We start from the raw sequence: 15690 nt of genomic DNA, 5'->3' as shown, positions 1-15690 counted from the left end.
CGGGAAGTATCCGGCGGAGATGACGGCGTGGGCGTACCTGGCGCGCGTGGCCGAGCCGCCGTGTGCGGAGGTGATCGCCCTGGTGGACCAGGTCGGTCCGGTCGACGCGGCATCGGCGATCCGTGAACGCCGTGTGCCGGACGGTCACGAACCTGTGCTGGCCGCGACTGCAGCTCGATACGAGTCAGACTGCGCAACGACCGACCTTGACACCGCCGCCGCGATCGGTGCACGGCTGGTCACCCGATCCGATCCCGAGTGGCCGGCCTGGTCGCTCCTCGCCCTCGGTCAGGCCGACACCGCCGCACGCGGCGGCGAGCCACTGGCCCTCTGGGTGCGTGGTCCCGCCCGGCTCGACGATCTGGCCGCGGCCTCGGTCGCCCTCATCGGGTCCCGCGCGGCGTCGTCGTACGGCGGGCACGTCACGCAGATGCTGGCCTCGGGGCTTTCGGGTGAGGGCTTCGCGGTGATCTCCGGTGGCGCCTTCGGGATCGACGGGGCGGCGCACCGCGCCGTTGTCGCGGCCGGCGGGGTTACCGCGGCCGTGTTGGCCTGCGGCATCGACCGCGACTATCCGGCAGCGCATTCCGCGCTGCTGGCGGAGATCGCCCGGACCGGCGCGATCATCAGCGAGTACCCGCCGGGAACGACGGCCGCCAAACATCGCTTCCTCACCCGCAATCGGCTGGTCGCGTCACTGTCGGGGGCGACCGTGGTCGTGGAGGCCGGCAGACGTTCGGGCGCGGCGAACACCGCAGCCTGGGCCCGGAAACTCGGTCGGCCACTCGGTGCGGTGCCGGGACCGGTGACGTCGGCGACCTCCGTCGGATGCCATCGGATGATCGCCGACGGGCTGGCGGTGCTGGTCTCCGATGTCGCGTCGGCGGTGAACCTCGTCCGGCCCGACGGCGGGGGAGACATCGGCCGGGGGAGGGGGAAGAGAACCGATGGCCTCAGCGCCGAGCAGCTGCGCGTGCACGACGCGATCCCGGCCAGGGGTGGCGTGGGGATCCAGGAGATCGCCTTCGCGGCAGGACTCGAGGTGCCGGCCGTGCGGGCGGCGTTGGCACGGTTGGACATCGAGGGGCTCGTGGAAAACGTCGGCGGTCAGTGGAGACTGGCCACCGGATGATTCACTTCCGCGTCAGGATGTCGAGGAAGATGCGCAGGTCGTCGGCCGTCGCCTCGCCGAGCCGTCCGTGCGCGTGGACGAAGCCGATCCCCGCGTAGAGCAGCGTGGTCGCGCGGGCATGGGCCTCGGCCTCGTCGAAGCCGAGTTCGCGCATCGCCTGATGGGACATCTGGAAGATCTGGCCGTCGAGTTCGGAGATCGAGTCGGCGATCGTCCCGTCGGTCTCGGCCCACCGTCGCATCGCGGCTTCCATCCGCCACCTGCGCGGATCCGACACGAGCTGTGCCATGCCCTCGATGCGCTCGATCGGCGGGAGTGCCTCGAGGTCCGCCATCCGGGCCACGGCGGCGGCCTGACCCTTGCGACAGTGGTCGGCGAGCTCGGACTTCATCGTCGCGATGTCGGTGAAATGCCAGTAGAAACTGCCCTTGGTGACCCCGAGGCGGGCGCTGAGTCGGGAGATCTTCAGACCCTCGATGCCGTCCTCGAGCAGGACCTCCACAGCGGCGTCGAGCCAGTCGTCGGCGCCCAGACGCGAGCTGCGGACGGGAGCGTTGTCCACTACGGATCGGGGTTCCACTGGTTGCTCCGGCATGGAATCGCCTCTGGTCGGGGTCTCGCGACGTCTGATCTGAAGAATTGCGAACTCTCGGATCACATCGCTTGATCGTGAGAAAACCTTACAAGGACCCTCCGGCGGCATCCTCGGACAAACCGGCACCGCGTCTTAGGTTCGCCTAAGTAATTGGCGTAAGGTGAACGCGACAAGGAGGTTCCATGGCCAAGCGCGTGAACACGATGACGGTGCTCCGTCGTGAGCAGATCAGCCCGCACTTCGTCCGTCTCTACCTCGGCGGCGACGGGTTCGACGACTTCCAGGTGGCGGTCGGTGCATCCGGTGACGCCGACACCGACATGTACGTGAAATTCATCTTCGCCCCGGAGGGCGTGACCTACCCGGAACCTTTCGACCTCGCCGAGGTCCGGTCGACGATGCCGCCCGAGCAGCAACCGGTCCTGCGCACCTACACCGTCCGCCGCGTCGACCCGCAGGCCCGCGAGATCCTCGTCGATTTCGTCGTCCACGGCGACGAGGGCATCGCCGGACCGTGGGCCGCATCGGTGGAACCGGGGGAGACCGTGCGGTTCATCGGTCCGGGCAGTGGATACCGGCCGAAGTCGGATGCCCCGTGGCACCTCCTCGCCGCCGACGAGGCCGGGCTGCCCGCCGTGGCCGCCGCCCTCGAGTCGCTTCCCGCCGATGCGATCGCCAAGGTGTTCATCGAGGTCGCCGGACCCGAGGACGAGCTCGACCTCATCGCACCCGCAGGTGCGGAGATCGTCTGGGTCCACCGCGGCGGACCGGCCGGCGAGGTCGACGACTCGGTCGCCGGCGACAACGCACCCCTCATCGCGGCCGTCCGCAACGCGGAATGGCTCGACGGCGAACCGCATGTCTTCATCCACGGTGAGGCACAGGCCGTCATGCACAACCTGCGCAGCTACATCCGCAAGGAACGCAAGGTCAGTTCGGCCAACGCGTCGATCTCCGGATATTGGCGCCGCGGCCGTACCGAAGAAGGCTTCCGGACCTGGAAGGCCGAGCTGCGCGCCGCCGAGGAAGCCGCACCGGCCGGCCGATAGGCACGCGGTCGGCATCGATCCGGCCACGGCACCGCGTGTGGGGTTGCGCCTGCTCCCGCCGCGCGATGTGCTGGCGGGCATGCTCGACGACTTCGCCGATCACCTGCGCCTGGAGAAGGGTCGCAGTGAACACACCATCCGCGCCTACGTCGGTGGTGCGCGGGCGCTGCTGTCGTTCGCGGGTGCTCGGGGAGTGGCTGCGGCGGACATCGACCTCGCTCTCCTGCGGGCCTGGCTGGCCGAGCTGACGCAACGCGGTGCCGCCCGCACGACGATCGCGCGTCAGGTCTCCGCGGCGAAGACCTTCTGCGCGTGGGCGGTTCGCGAGGGCATCATGGCCGCCGACCCGTCGCAGCGACTCAAGGCGCCGAAAGCCCATCGCACACTGCCGGCAGTCCTCGCACCCGGACAGGCCGACGCCGCGATCGGAGCGACCGCGCAGGAGCGCGAGCCCGACGACCCGATCGCAATCCGGGACCGGTTGATCCTGGAATTGTTGTACGCCAGCGGGATTCGCGTCGGCGAATTGTGTGGGCTCGACATCGACGACGTCGACACAGGGCGTCGAATCCTGCGCGTGATCGGCAAGGGCGACAAGGAACGGTCCGTGCCCTACGGCGAACCCGCGGCCGAGGCCATCGACAACTGGCTGCGACGCGGGCGTCCGGCGCTGGCCACCGAGGCGTCCGGAGGGGCGCTGCTCCTCGGCGCGCGCGGTGGAAGGCTCGACCAGCGGATGGCACGGTCGGTGGTGTCGGAGGCGGTCCGGGCAGCCGGTGGCCCGGCGATGGGACCGCACGGACTCCGCCACAGCGCCGCGACACACCTCCTCGAAGGTGGCGCCGACCTACGCGTCGTACAGGAACTACTCGGGCACTCCTCGCTGGCGACGACGCAGATCTACACCCATGTGAGCGTCGAACGCCTCCGCGCGGTGCACCGTCAGGTGCACCCTCGAGCGTGATCACGGCGGCTCCGGGCCGAGCGGCTTGAGCCGGACCCGCACGGCCCCGAGCAGACCCAGGGGATTCAGGTACTCGGCCTCGCGTCCCGCCCCGCGCCGAGCGCCCCAGTGCAGACACGCGGGGGTCGGACATCCCGGATGCCGATGCCCGGCGACGAGCGTGCCGATCGGCTCGCCGCGGTACACATGGGCGCCCTCGTCGACGGTCGCCTCGACGGGCTCGTAGGTCGTGATCAGTCCGTCCGGGTGTTGCACCGAGACGACCGGACGACCAGCCACCCGACCCGCGAACCGCACCCGGCCCGCACCGGCCGCGGAGACCACGACACCGGGCACGGCCGCGAGGTCGACGCCGCGATGACCCGGTTGCCACCGTTTCTCCGGCGCATCGAAGCCGGTCACGACGGTGGGGCGGGGTGACAGCGGGGCGGAATAGGGATGCGGCGCGGCATTACCCTGGGACGGTGTCGAGCACAGGATGACCAGGAACAAGGACGCCGCCAACGCGGTGCGGGAACACGAGGTGTGCACTCCTGTTGGACGCACCGGAGCGCGATCCGGATCCATCGCCGGGGCAGGGGGCCGGAGCGTTTTGGTTTTCGCTGGTCGACGCGCGTAAACTCTCGTCCGCACCTCATCGGTTGTTGATGGGGTGACTTCGCGCGCCTGCGACAACACGCCGAATGTGCAGTCCCGAACCCGGTCATCCACCGGAATCGGGTGACATTCCGCCGGCAGGCGCCAGGGTCGGACACCAACCCGGTGCCGACAGACAACTGCGACAAAAGGAAATCTCATGGCTGTCGTGACCATGAAGCAGCTGCTTGACAGCGGCGCACACTTCGGGCACCAGACCCGCCGTTGGAACCCGAAGATGAAGCGATTCATCTTCACCGACCGCAACGGCATCTACATCATCGATCTGCAGCAGACGCTGACCTACATCGACAAGGCCTACGAGTTCGTCAAGGAGACCGTCGCCCACGGCGGCACCATCCTGTTCGTCGGCACCAAGAAGCAGGCTCAGGAGTCCATCGCCGCTGAGGCCACCCGCGTCGGTATGCCTTATGTCAACCAGCGTTGGCTCGGCGGCATGCTCACCAACTTCAACACCGTGCACAAGCGTCTCCAGCGCATGAAGGAGCTGGAGACCATGGAGCAGACCGGTGGCTTCGAGGGTCGCACCAAGAAGGAGATCTTGATGCTGACCCGCGAGAAGAACAAGCTCGAGCGCACGCTCGGCGGTATCCGCGACATGGCCAAGGTCCCCTCGGCCGTGTGGGTCGTCGACACCAACAAGGAGCACATCGCCGTCGGTGAGGCACGCAAGCTGAACATCCCGGTCATCGCGATCCTGGACACCAACTGCGACCCCGACCTCGTCGACTACCCGATCCCGGGTAACGACGACGCCATCCGTTCGGCTGCTCTGCTGACCCGCGTCGTGGCCTCGGCCGTCGCCGAGGGCCTGCAGGCCCGCGCCGGCGCTGCCGGTGGCGACGCCAAGCCGGAAGCAGCCGCAGGTGAGCCGCTCGCCGAGTGGGAGCAGGAACTGCTGACCCAGGCCGCGGCTCCGGCCGGTGGCGAAGCAGCCACCGACGCACCGGCTGCCCAGTAACACCTGCCGCAGCAATTCGGTCCCACCACACTCTTTCGAAGGAGGCTCGCCAACGATGGCGAACTACACCGCAGCCGATGTGAAGCGACTTCGCGAACTCACCGGTTCTGGAATGCTGGACTGCAAGAACGCGCTGGCCAACAACGACGGTGATTTCGACAAGGCCGTCGAGGAGCTGCGCATCAAGGGCGCCAAGGACGTGGGCAAGCGCGCTGAGCGCTCCACCGCCGAGGGCCTGGTCGCCGCCAAGGGCGGCGCCCTGATCGAGATCAACTCCGAGACCGACTTCGTCGCCAAGAACGACGAGTTCCAGAAGCTCGCCGATGACATCGTCACCGCGGCCGCCGAGGCCAAGACCAACGATGTCGAGGAGCTGAAGAAGGCTGCTCTCGGCAGCGGCACGGTCGACGAGGCCATCGCCGCGCTCTCGGCCAAGATCGGCGAGAAGCTCGAGCTCCGTCGCGTCGTCTTCTACGACGGCCCGGTCGCCGTGTACCTGCACAAGCGTGCTTCGGACCTCCCGCCCGCCGTCGGCGTGCTGGTGTCCTACGCCGGTGAGGGCGAGGGTGCCGAGGAGGCCGCTCGCGGCGCCGCCATGCAGGTCGCAGCTCTCAAGGCCAAGTACGCCACTCGCGAAGAGGTCCCCGCGGACGTCGTCGAGAACGAGCGTCGTATCGCCGAGCAGACCGCCAAGGAGGAGGGCAAGCCGGAGCAGGCTCTGCCCAAGATCGTGGAGGGTCGCGTCAACGGCTTCTACAAGGACGTCGTGCTGCTCGACCAGCCGTCGGTCCAGGATTCGAAGAAGACCGTCAAGGCTCTGCTCGACGAGGCCGGTGTGACCGTCAAGGGCTTCACCCGCTTCGAGGTCGGACAGGCCTGATCGCTTCCGGGGTCTCCCCGGACGACGACTCGACCGCCCCGTCTCCCATCGTGGAGGCGGGGCGGTTGTCGTTGCGGCGCAACATGAAAGTGATGCCACCGACGCCGATGGCGAGTGCGGCGAGCACCCACAGCGTCGTGCGGAACGCACCCAGGAAGGTGCGGGCGGTGACGGACTGCGCCGCCTCCTGCGTGTAGGGCTGCGCCTCGGTGGCGATCGCCGCGGCCGCGCTGTTCGTCGGGGTGCCGACGCACCCGGGGGCCGGTCGTTCCGGATGCGGTGAGGTGAGCTGTTCCGACGCGCACCAGGCGAACCGGTCGGCGACGGTCGGCCGGAACATCGGGTCCACCGGCGAATCCTCCAGTGCGACGGTGAGTTCGGCCCGCACTGCGGGCACGCTGGTGCCGGTCTGTCCGGCCACCTGACCGAAGAAGAACATGGTCACCAGCGCCAGGCCGATCGACGCCCCGATCTGCTGCACGGTGGGGATGGTGCCGCTGGCCGACCCGACCGTATCCGGCGAGGTGTCGGAGAGGATGACCGCCTGCAGGGGCGCGACGAACAGTCCGGTACCCACCCCGCCGAGGACCAGGGGAACCAGGATCGCGCTCACCGGAAGGATTTCCGATGCCGGGTCGAGCGTCAGCGCGATCCACGCGAACGCCACCCCGACGGTGACCACACCGCCGAGCAGAACCCGGGGCGCCCCGATGCGGGCGACCGCCCACGGTGACGCGACCGACCCGACGGCGGCACCGCCGGCGAACGGCAACGCGAGGAGCCCGGTGTCCAGTGCCGAGTACCCGAGGCCGAACTGCGCCGAGATCGACACGGTGAAGAAGAATCCCGCGAACAGGCTGAAGAACAACAGCGACATGGCGAGTCCGGCCGCGAACCGGCGCGAGGAGAAGAGCGTCATGCGCAGCAGCGGTGTACCGCCCTGCGCGGCAAGGCGTTTCTGGTGCCAGACGAAGACGACCGACAGGATGCCGGCGGCGCCGAGCATGATCCACAGCGGGGCCGGCCACTGCTGTTCCCGGCCCACCGCCAACGGGTACAGCAGCAGGAACAGTGCGGAGGCCGAGAGCACCATGCCGAGGATGTCCGGCCGGTCGGGATCAGGATCGAGCGCGGCCGGGAGTCGACGCCACGCCAGTACGCACGCGAGCACGCCGAGCGGGAGGTTGACGAAGAAGATGGTGCGCCAACCCCATCCGGCGATGTCGGCGTGCACCAGCAGCCCGCCGACGACGGGACCGAGGATCGCGGCCAGTCCCGCCACCGCGCCGTAGATGCCGAAGACCAGCCCGTGGCGCTCCCTGGTGAACAGGGCGGCGATGAGGGCCAGCGTCTGGGCCGACATCAAGGCAGCACTGACACCCTGTGCACCCCGGAAGACGATGAGCATCACGGGATCTGTTGCGAGACCGCACAACATCGAGGTGAGGGTGAAAGCGACCATCGCGATCACGAACAGACGGCGACGCCCGTACCGGCCGCCGAGGGTGGCCGCGGTGAGCAGGGTGCACGCGAACGACAGTGTGTACACCGTCAGCACCAGGAGCTGCTGTGAGGTCGATGCCCCGAGGTCGACGGTGAGATCGGGCAGCGCGATGTTGACGATGGTCGTGTCCAGCATCTGCATGAACACGCCCAGCAGGCACCCGGCGAGGGCCAGCCACGCCGGGCCCGCCATCACGATGTGAGTGCGGGCAACGACGGTAAGTAGTCACCCTGGTCGGCCACCGCGCTGATGACGTCGACGAAGCGTTCGACGTAGCGCTGCACCGATTCCTGCGCGATGGCGGTGTTCGGGTAGAGGAACGTGATCGAGGTGGTGGTGGGGAATCGGTTCACCCACATGTAGACCTCCTCGCTGCTCCCGCGGTTGCCGAAGAGACAACCGTTCCCGGCCTCGAAGATCTCCACGCCCGGCAGTTTGCGCACGTCGACGTAGGAGACCATCGGCACCGACCAGCCCGGTTTGACGTCGAGGCCGTCCTCGGGTTCGGCGAGCTGCAGTACCCGGTGGAACGAGATGTCGGTCAGCTCTTTCCCGGCGGCGTAGCTCTGCGCCGCCTGCGGTGCGAGGCTGCGGAACGACGTCGTGTCGTCGACCGTCAGCGGAACCGGGATGAGGCTGGTGAACCAGCCCACCGAGTTCATCTCCTCGGCACCGGACCGCGTGCTCTTCGGCGTCATGCCGAAATAGTCGCTCTTGCCGGTGAATTCGGCGTGGACCAGTGCGGCGACGGCCATGATCCCGGCGATGACGTTGGAACCCAGGTCACGACAGACGTCCTCGAAGCGCTGGGCGGCGGCTTCGTCGAACACCGTCGCGTTCATGAGCGCACTCCGCGTGTACCCCTCGGAGTCGGTGCCGAGGGGGAGCGGGAAACTCGGCAGCCGGCCCTCGTTGGCCCGGACCAGGTCGATCCACCGTTCGACGTGGGGTGAGTGCCGGGTGAGCTGCCGCGAGATGGCGCGTTCCCGGGCGCAGTAGTCGATATAGCTTCCGACGGGCGGCAATTCGGCGCCCGCGTCGAATGCGGCGTTCATGTAGAGCGTCATGAGCTCCAGGCAGGTCGACGCCTGCGAGATGCCGTCGGTGTTGAGGTGGTCGACGGCCGCGTAGACCGTGAAACCACCCTCCCATTCGATCGCTCCGAAGGTGAAGCAGTCCCAGTTGAACGGGCCCGACGTCTCTTCCTGTACGAGCGTACAAAGTCGCTCGGCGTCGAGGTCCCCGTGATCGACCGGCACCATCTCGATGTCCTCGGTGGGCACGAGGTGACGAAGCACCGAACCGTCGTCCTCCATGGAGAACCACGAGCGGAAGCTGTCGTGCCGCCGGACGAACTGGTTCACCGCCGTGGTCATCGCATCGACGTCCAACGGGGCGTTGACGTCGAACGCCATGAGGCACAACCGGGCGAACCGGAAACCTGCAGATTCGTTGCGCCACGCAACCTTCAGGTACTCCTCCTGCTGGTGTGAGGCGGGGACGGGGTGGACGGGAGCCAGTCCCGCCGTGGTGACCGAGGCGAGTGAGGCCACCCAACTCGTCAGGTGACCGGGGCGCGGATCCCACTCCTCGATCAGTCCGAACTTAATCATGGTGTGACCACCTCTTTGCTGAAGGGGATTTACTTGCGGGCGATGCAATTTGATTACGAGCGTTGTCATTCGTCTGACTGACAAGTTTCGACGATCGCACGGACGGTACCCGAGATTCGGTTCACCAGAACAGTTTTCCGGCCAAAGTGTCTGATTTGTGTGAGAAAGTCTGAATTCCTGGACATTTGACCGCATTGGACACCGCTCGAATTGTCCGGCAGACTGCCTCCGCATCGATGTGATGTGGCTCGCATCGGCGGTCGTGCTGCAGGAAAGCGGAGTGGATGAACGAACAGGATGTCGCCGGGGTGAACGGTCGCCGTGTCATCGGAGCGGTGGGTCTCGTCGCGTTGTCGGTGCTGGCGATGGTGGTTGGGTTGCCGGGTTCTGCTGCGGCGGAACCGAATCCGGCGTCGATCGTCGCCGAGCGCGTGCAGCGTGCGGGCGAGATCGACCTAGCGGTGAGGTCGAGCGCCATGCGCAACACGATGACCGTGAAAGTGCTTCCCGCCAAAGGGGATCGGCCTGCTCCCACGCTGTACCTGCTCAACGGCGCCGCCGGCGGTGACGGCGGTAGCAGCTGGTTCGACCGCACCGACATCCGCACCTACTTCGCCGATCAGCATGTCAACGTGGTCGTTCCCATGGGTGGCGCCGCGAGCTACTTCACCGATTGGCGGCGCCCGGATCCGGTGCTCGGGGTGCAAAAATGGGCCACGTTCCTCACCGAGGAGCTCCCCGAGGTGATCGACCGTCGTCTCGACGCCAACGGCCGCAACGCGGTCGCCGGGATCTCGATGGCCGGTACGTCGGTGTTCCAGCTCTCGCTGCACGCGCCCGAGCTGTACGAGGCGCTCGGTTCGTTCAGCGGATGTGCGCAGACGAGTGATCCACAGGGGCAGGCCGTGGTGCGCATGGTCGTCGAGGGACGCGGCCACGGCAACACCCTCAACATGTGGGGGCCGCCGACGAGTCCGGCCTGGCGCGCCAACGATCCCTTCGTCCACGCGGAGTCGTTCCGCGGGAAGTCGATCTATGTGTCCAACGGTTCCGGTGCGCCGGGGCGCTACGACACGATCGACGGTCCGGGTATCGACGGGAACGGTTCCAAACTCTTCGACCAGCTCGCCGTGGGCGCGGTGATCGAGACCGCGACGGCCGAGTGCACGCGCAACCTGCAGCGCCGGATGCGCGAGGTCGGGGTGCCCGCGACCTTCCACCTGTACGAGGGCGGCACCCACTCGTGGCCGTACTGGCAGGACGAACTGCACCGCGCCTGGCCCCAGTTCCGCGCGGCACTCGCCGGGTGACGCCCGACGAACTCGTCGGGCGTAAGGGCAGCCGCACCGTCTCGGTGGTGATCCCGGCGTTCGACGGGGAGGTGGCCGTGGCCGCCGTCGTCGACTCGGTCGCCCCGCTCGTCGGGGCGCTTGTGGACGAGATCGTCATCGCCGATCCGGGACCGCGGGCGGAACGGGGAGACGTGCTGTGGCGGGCGCTCGGGACCACCGCCGGCGATCTCGTCGTCTTCCTCGACGGCGACGTGGTGGAACCCGACCCGGCCGACGTCTCCCGACTGCTCGGCCCACTCCTCACCTCGCCGGGCATGCAATTGGTCAAGGGATACCACCGGGACCCGACCGGCGGTGGTCGTGTCACCGAGTTGCTGGTGCGCCCCCTCATTGCGTCGTTGTGTCCCGAACTCGGGGCGATCATTGCGCCGATCGGCGGAGACCTCGCCGGAACCCGGGACCTGCTGAGGTCGATCCCGTTCGCACCCGGCCACGGCGTCGACATCGGCATCCTCCTCGACACCGTCGCCGAGCACGGGATCGATGCCGTCGGCCAGGCCGATCTGGGGATCCGGGAACTGCGGAGTCGACCGCTGGCGGAACTCGGCCCGGTGGCGCGCCAGATCGTCGTCACCCTGCTCGAACGGCTCGGGATCGAGGACTCGCAGGCTCCGCTGACCCAGTTTCTGCCCGAAGACGACGGCTACCGATGTGTGCAGACGTTTCCGGTGGCGCCCCGGGCCGAGGAGTACGCGTGTCGCGAGTCGCATTCGGTGAGGACGTAACATAGTTCACCGAACCGACGAGTGAGGAAGCGAATGAGCGAAGCGCCCGATCCCACCCCATCCGATCTCAAGAAAGCCGAGCGTGCCGGATTCAAACGAGTCCTGTTGAAGCTGGGCGGTGAGATGTTCGGCGGGGGAGAGGTCGGTCTGGACCCGGACGTCGTGGCGACCGTGGCCGATCAGATCGCCGACGTCGTCAACTCCGGGGTGCAGGTGGCCGTCGTCATCGGTGGAGGCAACTTCTTCCGCGGTGCCGAACTGCAGCAGCGTGGCCTCGACCGCAGCCGCTCGGACTACATGGGCATGCTCGGCACCGTGATGAATTGCCTTGCACTGCAAGACTTCCTGGAGAAGCGCGGCATCAGCACCCGCGTGCAGACCGCCATCACCATGGGCCAGGTCGCCGAGCCGTACCTGCCGCTGCGCGCCCAGCGTCACCTCGAGAAGGGGCGCGTGGTCATCTTCGGCGCCGGCATGGGCATGCCGTACTTCTCCACCGACACCACCGCGGCCCAGCGTGCGCTGGAGATCAAGGCCGAGGTGGTCCTCATGGCCAAGGCCGTGGACGGTGTCTACGACGCCGATCCGCGCACCGATCCGAACGCCAAGCTGTTCACCGAGATCACCCACCGCGAGGTCCTCGACAAGGAGCTCAAGGTCGCCGACGCGACCGCCTTCAGTCTGTGTATGGACAACAAGATGCCGATCTTGGTGTTCAATTTGCTCCAACAGGGCAACATCGCCAGGGCGGTGGCCGGTGACCGGATCGGCACGCTGGTGAGCACCTAGTAACCCCGGCGAACCGCACGACAACACGGCCCGCACGAGAACAAGGCCTGCACAGGCCCTACCGAACGGAACAAGGACGAAGATGATCGACGACGCGTTGCTCGACGCCGAGGAGAAGATGGAGAAGGCGGTCAACGTCGCCAAGGAGGACATGGGCTCCATCCGCACCGGACGTGCGAACCCGGCCATGTTCAACAAGATCAACATCGAGTACTACGGTGCGATGACCCCGGTGACGCAGGTCGCGTCGATCAACACGCCCGAGCCGCGCCTGGTCGTCATCAAGCCGTACGAGGCGTCGACCCTCCGTGACATCGAGACCGCGATCCGCAACTCCGACCTCGGCGTGAACCCGACCAACGACGGCACGATCATCCGCATCGCCATCCCGCAGCTCACCGAGGAGCGTCGTCGCGAACTGGTGAAGCAGGCCAAGGGCAAGGGCGAGGACGCGAAGGTCGCCATCCGCAACGTGCGCCGCAAGGCCGCCGACGAGCTCAAGCGCATCCAGAAGGACGGTGAGGCGGGCGAGGACGAGGTCACCCGGGCCGAGAAGGAACTCGACAAGACCACGGCCACCTATGTGCATCAGGTCGACGAACTGGTGAAGCACAAAGAAGACGAATTGCTCGAGGTGTGAGCGAGAAGGCATCCGACCCCGAGAACAAGACCGGCCCGGAGAAGAAGTCACGGGCAGGTCGTGACCTCCCGGCCGCCATCGCGGTCGGAGGCACACTCGGCGTCAGCATCATCCTGATCCTGCTGTTCGCGCCGATGCTCTGGTACGTCCTCGTCGCCGTCGCCTTCGCGATCGCGACCTGGGAGGTCACCAAGCGGTTGCAGACCGCGGGCCACAACGTCGCGTTCTGGCCGCTGCTCATCGGCGGACAGGCCATCATCTGGGCCAGCTGGCCGTACGGGCCCACCGGCGTACTGGTCGCGTTCGTCGCGACCGTCCTGGTGTCGATGGTCTGGAAGTTGCTCGCCCAGGGCATCTCCAACGCGCCGGAGAACTATCTCAAGGACCTCGCCCTCACGGTGTTCGTGCTGGCCTGGCTGCCGTTGCTGGCCTCCTTCGGTGTCCACCTGGTCACACAGGAGGACGGTGCGGCCCGCGTCGCGACCCTGATGGTGGTCGTGGTCTGCTCCGACGTCGGCGGCTACGCCGCCGGGGTGCTGTTCGGCAAACACCCGATGGCGCCGGCGATCAGCCCCAAGAAGTCGTGGGAAGGCCTCGTCGGCTCGCTGCTCGTCGGCACGATCGGTGCGGTCTGCTGCATCACGTTCCTGATCGGCAGTCACTGGTGGATCGGCCTGATCCTCGGTCCGGTGCTCGTGGTGTGCGCAACGCTCGGCGACCTGGTGGAGTCGCAGGTCAAGCGCGATCTCGGCATCAAGGACATGGGCACACTGCTGCCGGGCCACGGCGGCATCATGGATCGCCTCGACAGCCTCCTGCCCTCCGCGTTCGTGGTGTGGGCGGTGCTGACGGCTCTCCTGTAGGAGACCGGCCTACCCAGCGGCTTTCTTCAGGGCCCGACGTAGCTGCAACATGCGCAGGCCGCCGATGAGGGCGACGATCAGCGCACCCGCGATCGCGGCGATCAGCAGGCTGACCCCGAGCGGGAGGTTCACCTCCCAGAAGATCAGCTCGATCCGCTGACTCTCCAGGTTCTGCACGATGAACACCAGCAGCAGGACCAGGATGATCGCGCCGATGACGACGCCGAACCAGGTCGCGCGTGTGCGCGTGTGTTCGACGTCGGCGACGGTCCGGCGCAGACGGTCGCGCTCGGCCAGCACGGCGTCGTGGTCGTCGCCGGCGGGCACCGGGGTCACGGGTGCGGGCTCGGGGACGGGCTCGGGGACGGGCACGGTGTCGTGAGCAGGGTGGGGCTCGCCCTGCGAACCCCACTGGGGGACCGGATTCCCGGTTCGGCGGCGATCGGGTGTGGTCATGGGTTCATCATGACATGCGACAATGGCCCAATGACCTCATTACCGCTGGTGTTCGACGCGCCCAAACGCGGGCTGCCGCCGACACACTTCGCCGACCTCGACGCCGCCGGCCGCGTCGCGGCGCTGGCCGAATTGGGTCTCCCGAAGTTCCGGGCCAATCAGCTGGCCCGTCAGTACTACGCGCGCCTCAACGGCGACGTCGAGGAGATGACCGATCTGCCCGCGGCCTCCCGCGACGCCGTGCGCGAGAGACTCTTCCCGCGACTCCTCACGCCGGTCCGGCACATCTCGTGCGACGACGACTCGACTCGCAAGACCCTCTGGCGGTTGCACGACGGCACCCTCCTCGAGAGCGTGCTCATGCGCTACACCGAGCGCAACACGCTCTGCATCTCCAGCCAGGCGGGCTGCGGCATGGCCTGCCCGTTCTGCGCGACCGGACAGGGCGGCCTCGACCGCAACCTGTCGACCGCCGAGATCGTCGATCAGGTGCGGGCCGCTGCGCGCGCACTGCGCGACGGTGAACTCGGCGAGCCGGGACGCCTCTCGAACGTCGTGTTCATGGGCATGGGAGAACCGCTCGCCAACTACAAGCGCGTCGTCAGCGCCGTCCGTCAGATCACCTCACCGGCACCCGACGGCCTGGGGATCTCGGCGCGATCGGTGACCGTCTCGACGGTCGGCCTCGCCCCGGCGATCCGGCGCCTCGCCGACGAGGGTCTCGCCGTCACGCTCGCGGTGTCCCTGCACACCCCTGACGACGAACTGCGCGACACCCTCGTGCCCGTCAACAACCGCTGGTCGGTGGCCGAGGTCCTCGAGGCCGCACGCTACTACGCCGACACCACCGGACGCCGCGTCTCCATCGAGTACGCCCTGATCCGCGACGTCAACGACCAGCCCTGGCGGGCCGACATGCTGGGTCAGAAGCTGCACAGGGCCCTCGGGTCCCTGGTGCACGTCAACCTCATCCCGCTCAACCCGACACCCGGCTCGGAGTGGGATGCCAGTCCCAAGCCGGTGGAACGGGAGTTCGTGCGTCGCGTCCGCGAGCAGGGTGTGTCCTGCACCGTGCGCGACACCCGCGGCCAGGAGATCGCCGCGGCCTGCGGCCAGCTCGCCGCCGAAGAACGCTAGCGGCGCACACACGAAAAACGCTGAACGGCCAAGCCGTTCAGCGTTTTTCGATGTCTGGTCAGTGGTGGATCAGGACCACTTGCCGCGGTTCATCCACCAGCCGCGGACCGCGAAGTACAGGACGCCGACCGCGAAGGCGATGAGCCAGAGATCTTCGACGTGACCGGTGTGGTTGCCGATCATCATGAGCAGCAGGAAGGCCGCGAAGAAGATGGCGGCACCGTAGAAGGTCTTCGTCGCCGATCCGAACCAGCCGAAACGAGCCGACGGTGCATCGGCGGGCTCACGACGCCAGCCGGTGTCGATGACGTCGGCGTGTCCGCCAGTGTGCTCCACATCGGTGCTTGCCACAGCCACTCCTCACAGCGCGGGT

17 protein-coding genes are annotated in these 15690 nt (G+C 67.6%); 11 read left to right on the top strand and 6 right to left on the bottom strand.

The features are described from left to right. Nucleotides 1–19: 19 nt before the first annotated feature. Nucleotides 20–1132, top strand: coding sequence for a DNA-processing protein DprA (gene dprA / locus LQD00_RS19765; protein ID WP_232719161.1), 1113 nt, complete (start codon nt 20–22; stop codon nt 1130–1132). A gap of 1 nt (nt 1133) precedes the next feature. On the opposite strand, the gene LQD00_RS19760 is transcribed toward dprA, so the two are convergent. Further along, nucleotides 1134–1727 carry a TetR/AcrR family transcriptional regulator gene (locus LQD00_RS19760; RefSeq protein WP_232719003.1) on the bottom strand — a complete coding sequence of 198 codons (594 nt, stop codon included), beginning with the start codon at nt 1725–1727 and terminating at the stop codon, nt 1134–1136. Nucleotides 1728–1909: 182 nt separating this feature from the next. Between LQD00_RS19760 and LQD00_RS19755 the strand changes: the two genes are divergently transcribed. Both LQD00_RS19755 and LQD00_RS19750 read left to right on the top strand, forming a co-directional pair. Continuing rightward, nucleotides 1910–2776: a siderophore-interacting protein gene (locus LQD00_RS19755; protein WP_232719002.1), complete on the top strand. Its 867-nt coding sequence runs from the start codon at nt 1910–1912 to the stop codon at nt 2774–2776. Nucleotides 2777–2855: 79 nt separating this feature from the next. After that, nucleotides 2856–3740, top strand: a complete 885-nt coding sequence (locus tag LQD00_RS19750; RefSeq protein ID WP_232719160.1) for a tyrosine recombinase XerC — start codon at nt 2856–2858, stop codon at nt 3738–3740. On the opposite strand, the gene LQD00_RS19745 is transcribed toward LQD00_RS19750, so the two are convergent. Then, a complete protein-coding gene (locus LQD00_RS19745; RefSeq protein ID WP_406567069.1) occupies nt 3741–4286 on the bottom strand; it encodes a M23 family metallopeptidase in 546 nt (181 codons plus the stop codon). It abuts the gene before it with no gap. A 250-nt stretch (nt 4287–4536) separates the two neighbouring features. Here LQD00_RS19745 and rpsB point away from each other — a divergent pair, with 250 nt between their 5' ends. Both rpsB and tsf read left to right on the top strand, forming a co-directional pair. Further along, the gene (gene rpsB, locus LQD00_RS19740; RefSeq protein ID WP_005198990.1) at nt 4537–5358 is read left to right on the top strand and encodes a 30S ribosomal protein S2; all 822 of its coding nucleotides are present in this window, start codon (nt 4537–4539) and stop codon (nt 5356–5358) included. A 55-nt stretch (nt 5359–5413) separates the two neighbouring features. Next, on the top strand, nt 5414–6238 hold the full coding sequence (gene tsf / locus LQD00_RS19735) for a translation elongation factor Ts (RefSeq protein WP_232719000.1): 825 nt from the start codon (nt 5414–5416) through the stop codon (nt 6236–6238). Here tsf and LQD00_RS19730 read toward each other — a convergent pair. Beyond that, nucleotides 6210–7934: an MFS transporter gene (locus tag LQD00_RS19730; RefSeq protein ID WP_232718998.1), complete on the bottom strand. Its 1725-nt coding sequence runs from the start codon at nt 7932–7934 to the stop codon at nt 6210–6212. The two genes, tsf and LQD00_RS19730, sit on opposite strands and share 29 nt — an antisense overlap. Next, nucleotides 7934–9355 (bottom strand): condensation domain-containing protein, encoded by a 1422-nt coding sequence (locus LQD00_RS19725; RefSeq protein WP_232718996.1) that lies wholly within the window; start codon nt 9353–9355, stop codon nt 7934–7936. The genes LQD00_RS19730 and LQD00_RS19725 overlap by 1 nt, the downstream gene beginning before the upstream one ends. A gap of 284 nt (nt 9356–9639) precedes the next feature. Here LQD00_RS19725 and LQD00_RS19720 point away from each other — a divergent pair, with 284 nt between their 5' ends. The 5 genes from LQD00_RS19720 to LQD00_RS19700 all read left to right on the top strand — a co-directional run bounded on the left by LQD00_RS19720 (nt 9640) and on the right by LQD00_RS19700 (nt 13724). Next, nucleotides 9640–10665 carry an alpha/beta hydrolase gene (locus tag LQD00_RS19720; protein WP_232718995.1) on the top strand — a complete coding sequence of 342 codons (1026 nt, stop codon included), beginning with the start codon at nt 9640–9642 and terminating at the stop codon, nt 10663–10665. Next, nucleotides 10662–11432, top strand: a complete 771-nt coding sequence (locus LQD00_RS19715; protein ID WP_232718994.1) for a glycosyltransferase family protein — start codon at nt 10662–10664, stop codon at nt 11430–11432. The genes LQD00_RS19720 and LQD00_RS19715 overlap by 4 nt, the downstream gene beginning before the upstream one ends. Nucleotides 11433–11465: 33 nt before the next feature. After that, nucleotides 11466–12221, top strand: a complete 756-nt coding sequence (pyrH, locus tag LQD00_RS19710) for a UMP kinase (protein ID WP_232718993.1) — start codon at nt 11466–11468, stop codon at nt 12219–12221. A gap of 82 nt (nt 12222–12303) precedes the next feature. Next, the gene (gene frr, locus LQD00_RS19705; RefSeq protein WP_232718991.1) at nt 12304–12861 is read left to right on the top strand and encodes a ribosome recycling factor; all 558 of its coding nucleotides are present in this window, start codon (nt 12304–12306) and stop codon (nt 12859–12861) included. Next, nucleotides 12858–13724 (top strand): phosphatidate cytidylyltransferase, encoded by an 867-nt coding sequence (locus tag LQD00_RS19700; RefSeq protein ID WP_232718989.1) that lies wholly within the window; start codon nt 12858–12860, stop codon nt 13722–13724. Before frr ends, LQD00_RS19700 begins: the two co-directional genes overlap by 4 nt. A 9-nt stretch (nt 13725–13733) precedes the next feature. On the opposite strand, the gene LQD00_RS19695 is transcribed toward LQD00_RS19700, so the two are convergent. After that, nucleotides 13734–14180, bottom strand: a complete 447-nt coding sequence (locus LQD00_RS19695) for a LapA family protein (RefSeq protein ID WP_232718988.1) — start codon at nt 14178–14180, stop codon at nt 13734–13736. Nucleotides 14181–14210: 30 nt separating this feature from the next. On the opposite strand from LQD00_RS19695, the gene rlmN reads away from it, so the two are divergent. Then, nucleotides 14211–15317 carry a 23S rRNA (adenine(2503)-C(2))-methyltransferase RlmN gene (gene rlmN, locus LQD00_RS19690; RefSeq protein ID WP_232718987.1) on the top strand — a complete coding sequence of 369 codons (1107 nt, stop codon included), beginning with the start codon at nt 14211–14213 and terminating at the stop codon, nt 15315–15317. A gap of 69 nt (nt 15318–15386) precedes the next feature. On the opposite strand, the gene LQD00_RS19685 is transcribed toward rlmN, so the two are convergent. Next, complete coding sequence (locus LQD00_RS19685; protein ID WP_005199001.1) at nt 15387–15668, bottom strand: DUF2631 domain-containing protein; 282 nt, start codon at nt 15666–15668, stop codon at nt 15387–15389. Nucleotides 15669–15690 lie beyond the last annotated feature (22 nt).

The sequence above is a fragment of the Gordonia metallireducens genome, assembly GCF_021245825.1.
Classification (GTDB): Bacteria; Actinomycetota; Actinomycetes; order Mycobacteriales; family Mycobacteriaceae; genus Gordonia; species Gordonia namibiensis.
The sequence above is the reverse complement of the archived record's forward strand: the minus strand, read 5'-3'. Positions and strand labels throughout refer to the sequence as shown.

Excerpts from the sequence above, each read along its gene's own strand:
- dprA (WP_232719161.1), top strand. The coding sequence starts at position 20 with ATGACGGCGTGGGCGTACCTGGCGCGCGTGGCCGAGCCGCCGTGTGCG.
- LQD00_RS19760 (WP_232719003.1), bottom strand. The coding sequence starts at position 1,727 with ATGCCGGAGCAACCAGTGGAACCCCGATCCGTAGTGGACAACGCTCCC.
- LQD00_RS19755 (WP_232719002.1), top strand. The coding sequence starts at position 1,910 with ATGGCCAAGCGCGTGAACACGATGACGGTGCTCCGTCGTGAGCAGATC.
- LQD00_RS19750 (WP_232719160.1), top strand. The coding sequence starts at position 2,856 with ATGCTCGACGACTTCGCCGATCACCTGCGCCTGGAGAAGGGTCGCAGT.
- rpsB (WP_005198990.1), top strand. The coding sequence starts at position 4,537 with ATGGCTGTCGTGACCATGAAGCAGCTGCTTGACAGCGGCGCACACTTC.
- tsf (WP_232719000.1), top strand. The coding sequence starts at position 5,414 with ATGGCGAACTACACCGCAGCCGATGTGAAGCGACTTCGCGAACTCACC.
- LQD00_RS19730 (WP_232718998.1), bottom strand. The coding sequence starts at position 7,934 with ATGGCGGGCCCGGCGTGGCTGGCCCTCGCCGGGTGCCTGCTGGGCGTG.
- LQD00_RS19725 (WP_232718996.1), bottom strand. The coding sequence starts at position 9,355 with ATGATTAAGTTCGGACTGATCGAGGAGTGGGATCCGCGCCCCGGTCAC.
- LQD00_RS19720 (WP_232718995.1), top strand. The coding sequence starts at position 9,640 with ATGAACGAACAGGATGTCGCCGGGGTGAACGGTCGCCGTGTCATCGGA.
- pyrH (WP_232718993.1), top strand. The coding sequence starts at position 11,466 with ATGAGCGAAGCGCCCGATCCCACCCCATCCGATCTCAAGAAAGCCGAG.
- frr (WP_232718991.1), top strand. The coding sequence starts at position 12,304 with ATGATCGACGACGCGTTGCTCGACGCCGAGGAGAAGATGGAGAAGGCG.
- LQD00_RS19695 (WP_232718988.1), bottom strand. The coding sequence starts at position 14,180 with ATGACCACACCCGATCGCCGCCGAACCGGGAATCCGGTCCCCCAGTGG.
- rlmN (WP_232718987.1), top strand. The coding sequence starts at position 14,211 with ATGACCTCATTACCGCTGGTGTTCGACGCGCCCAAACGCGGGCTGCCG.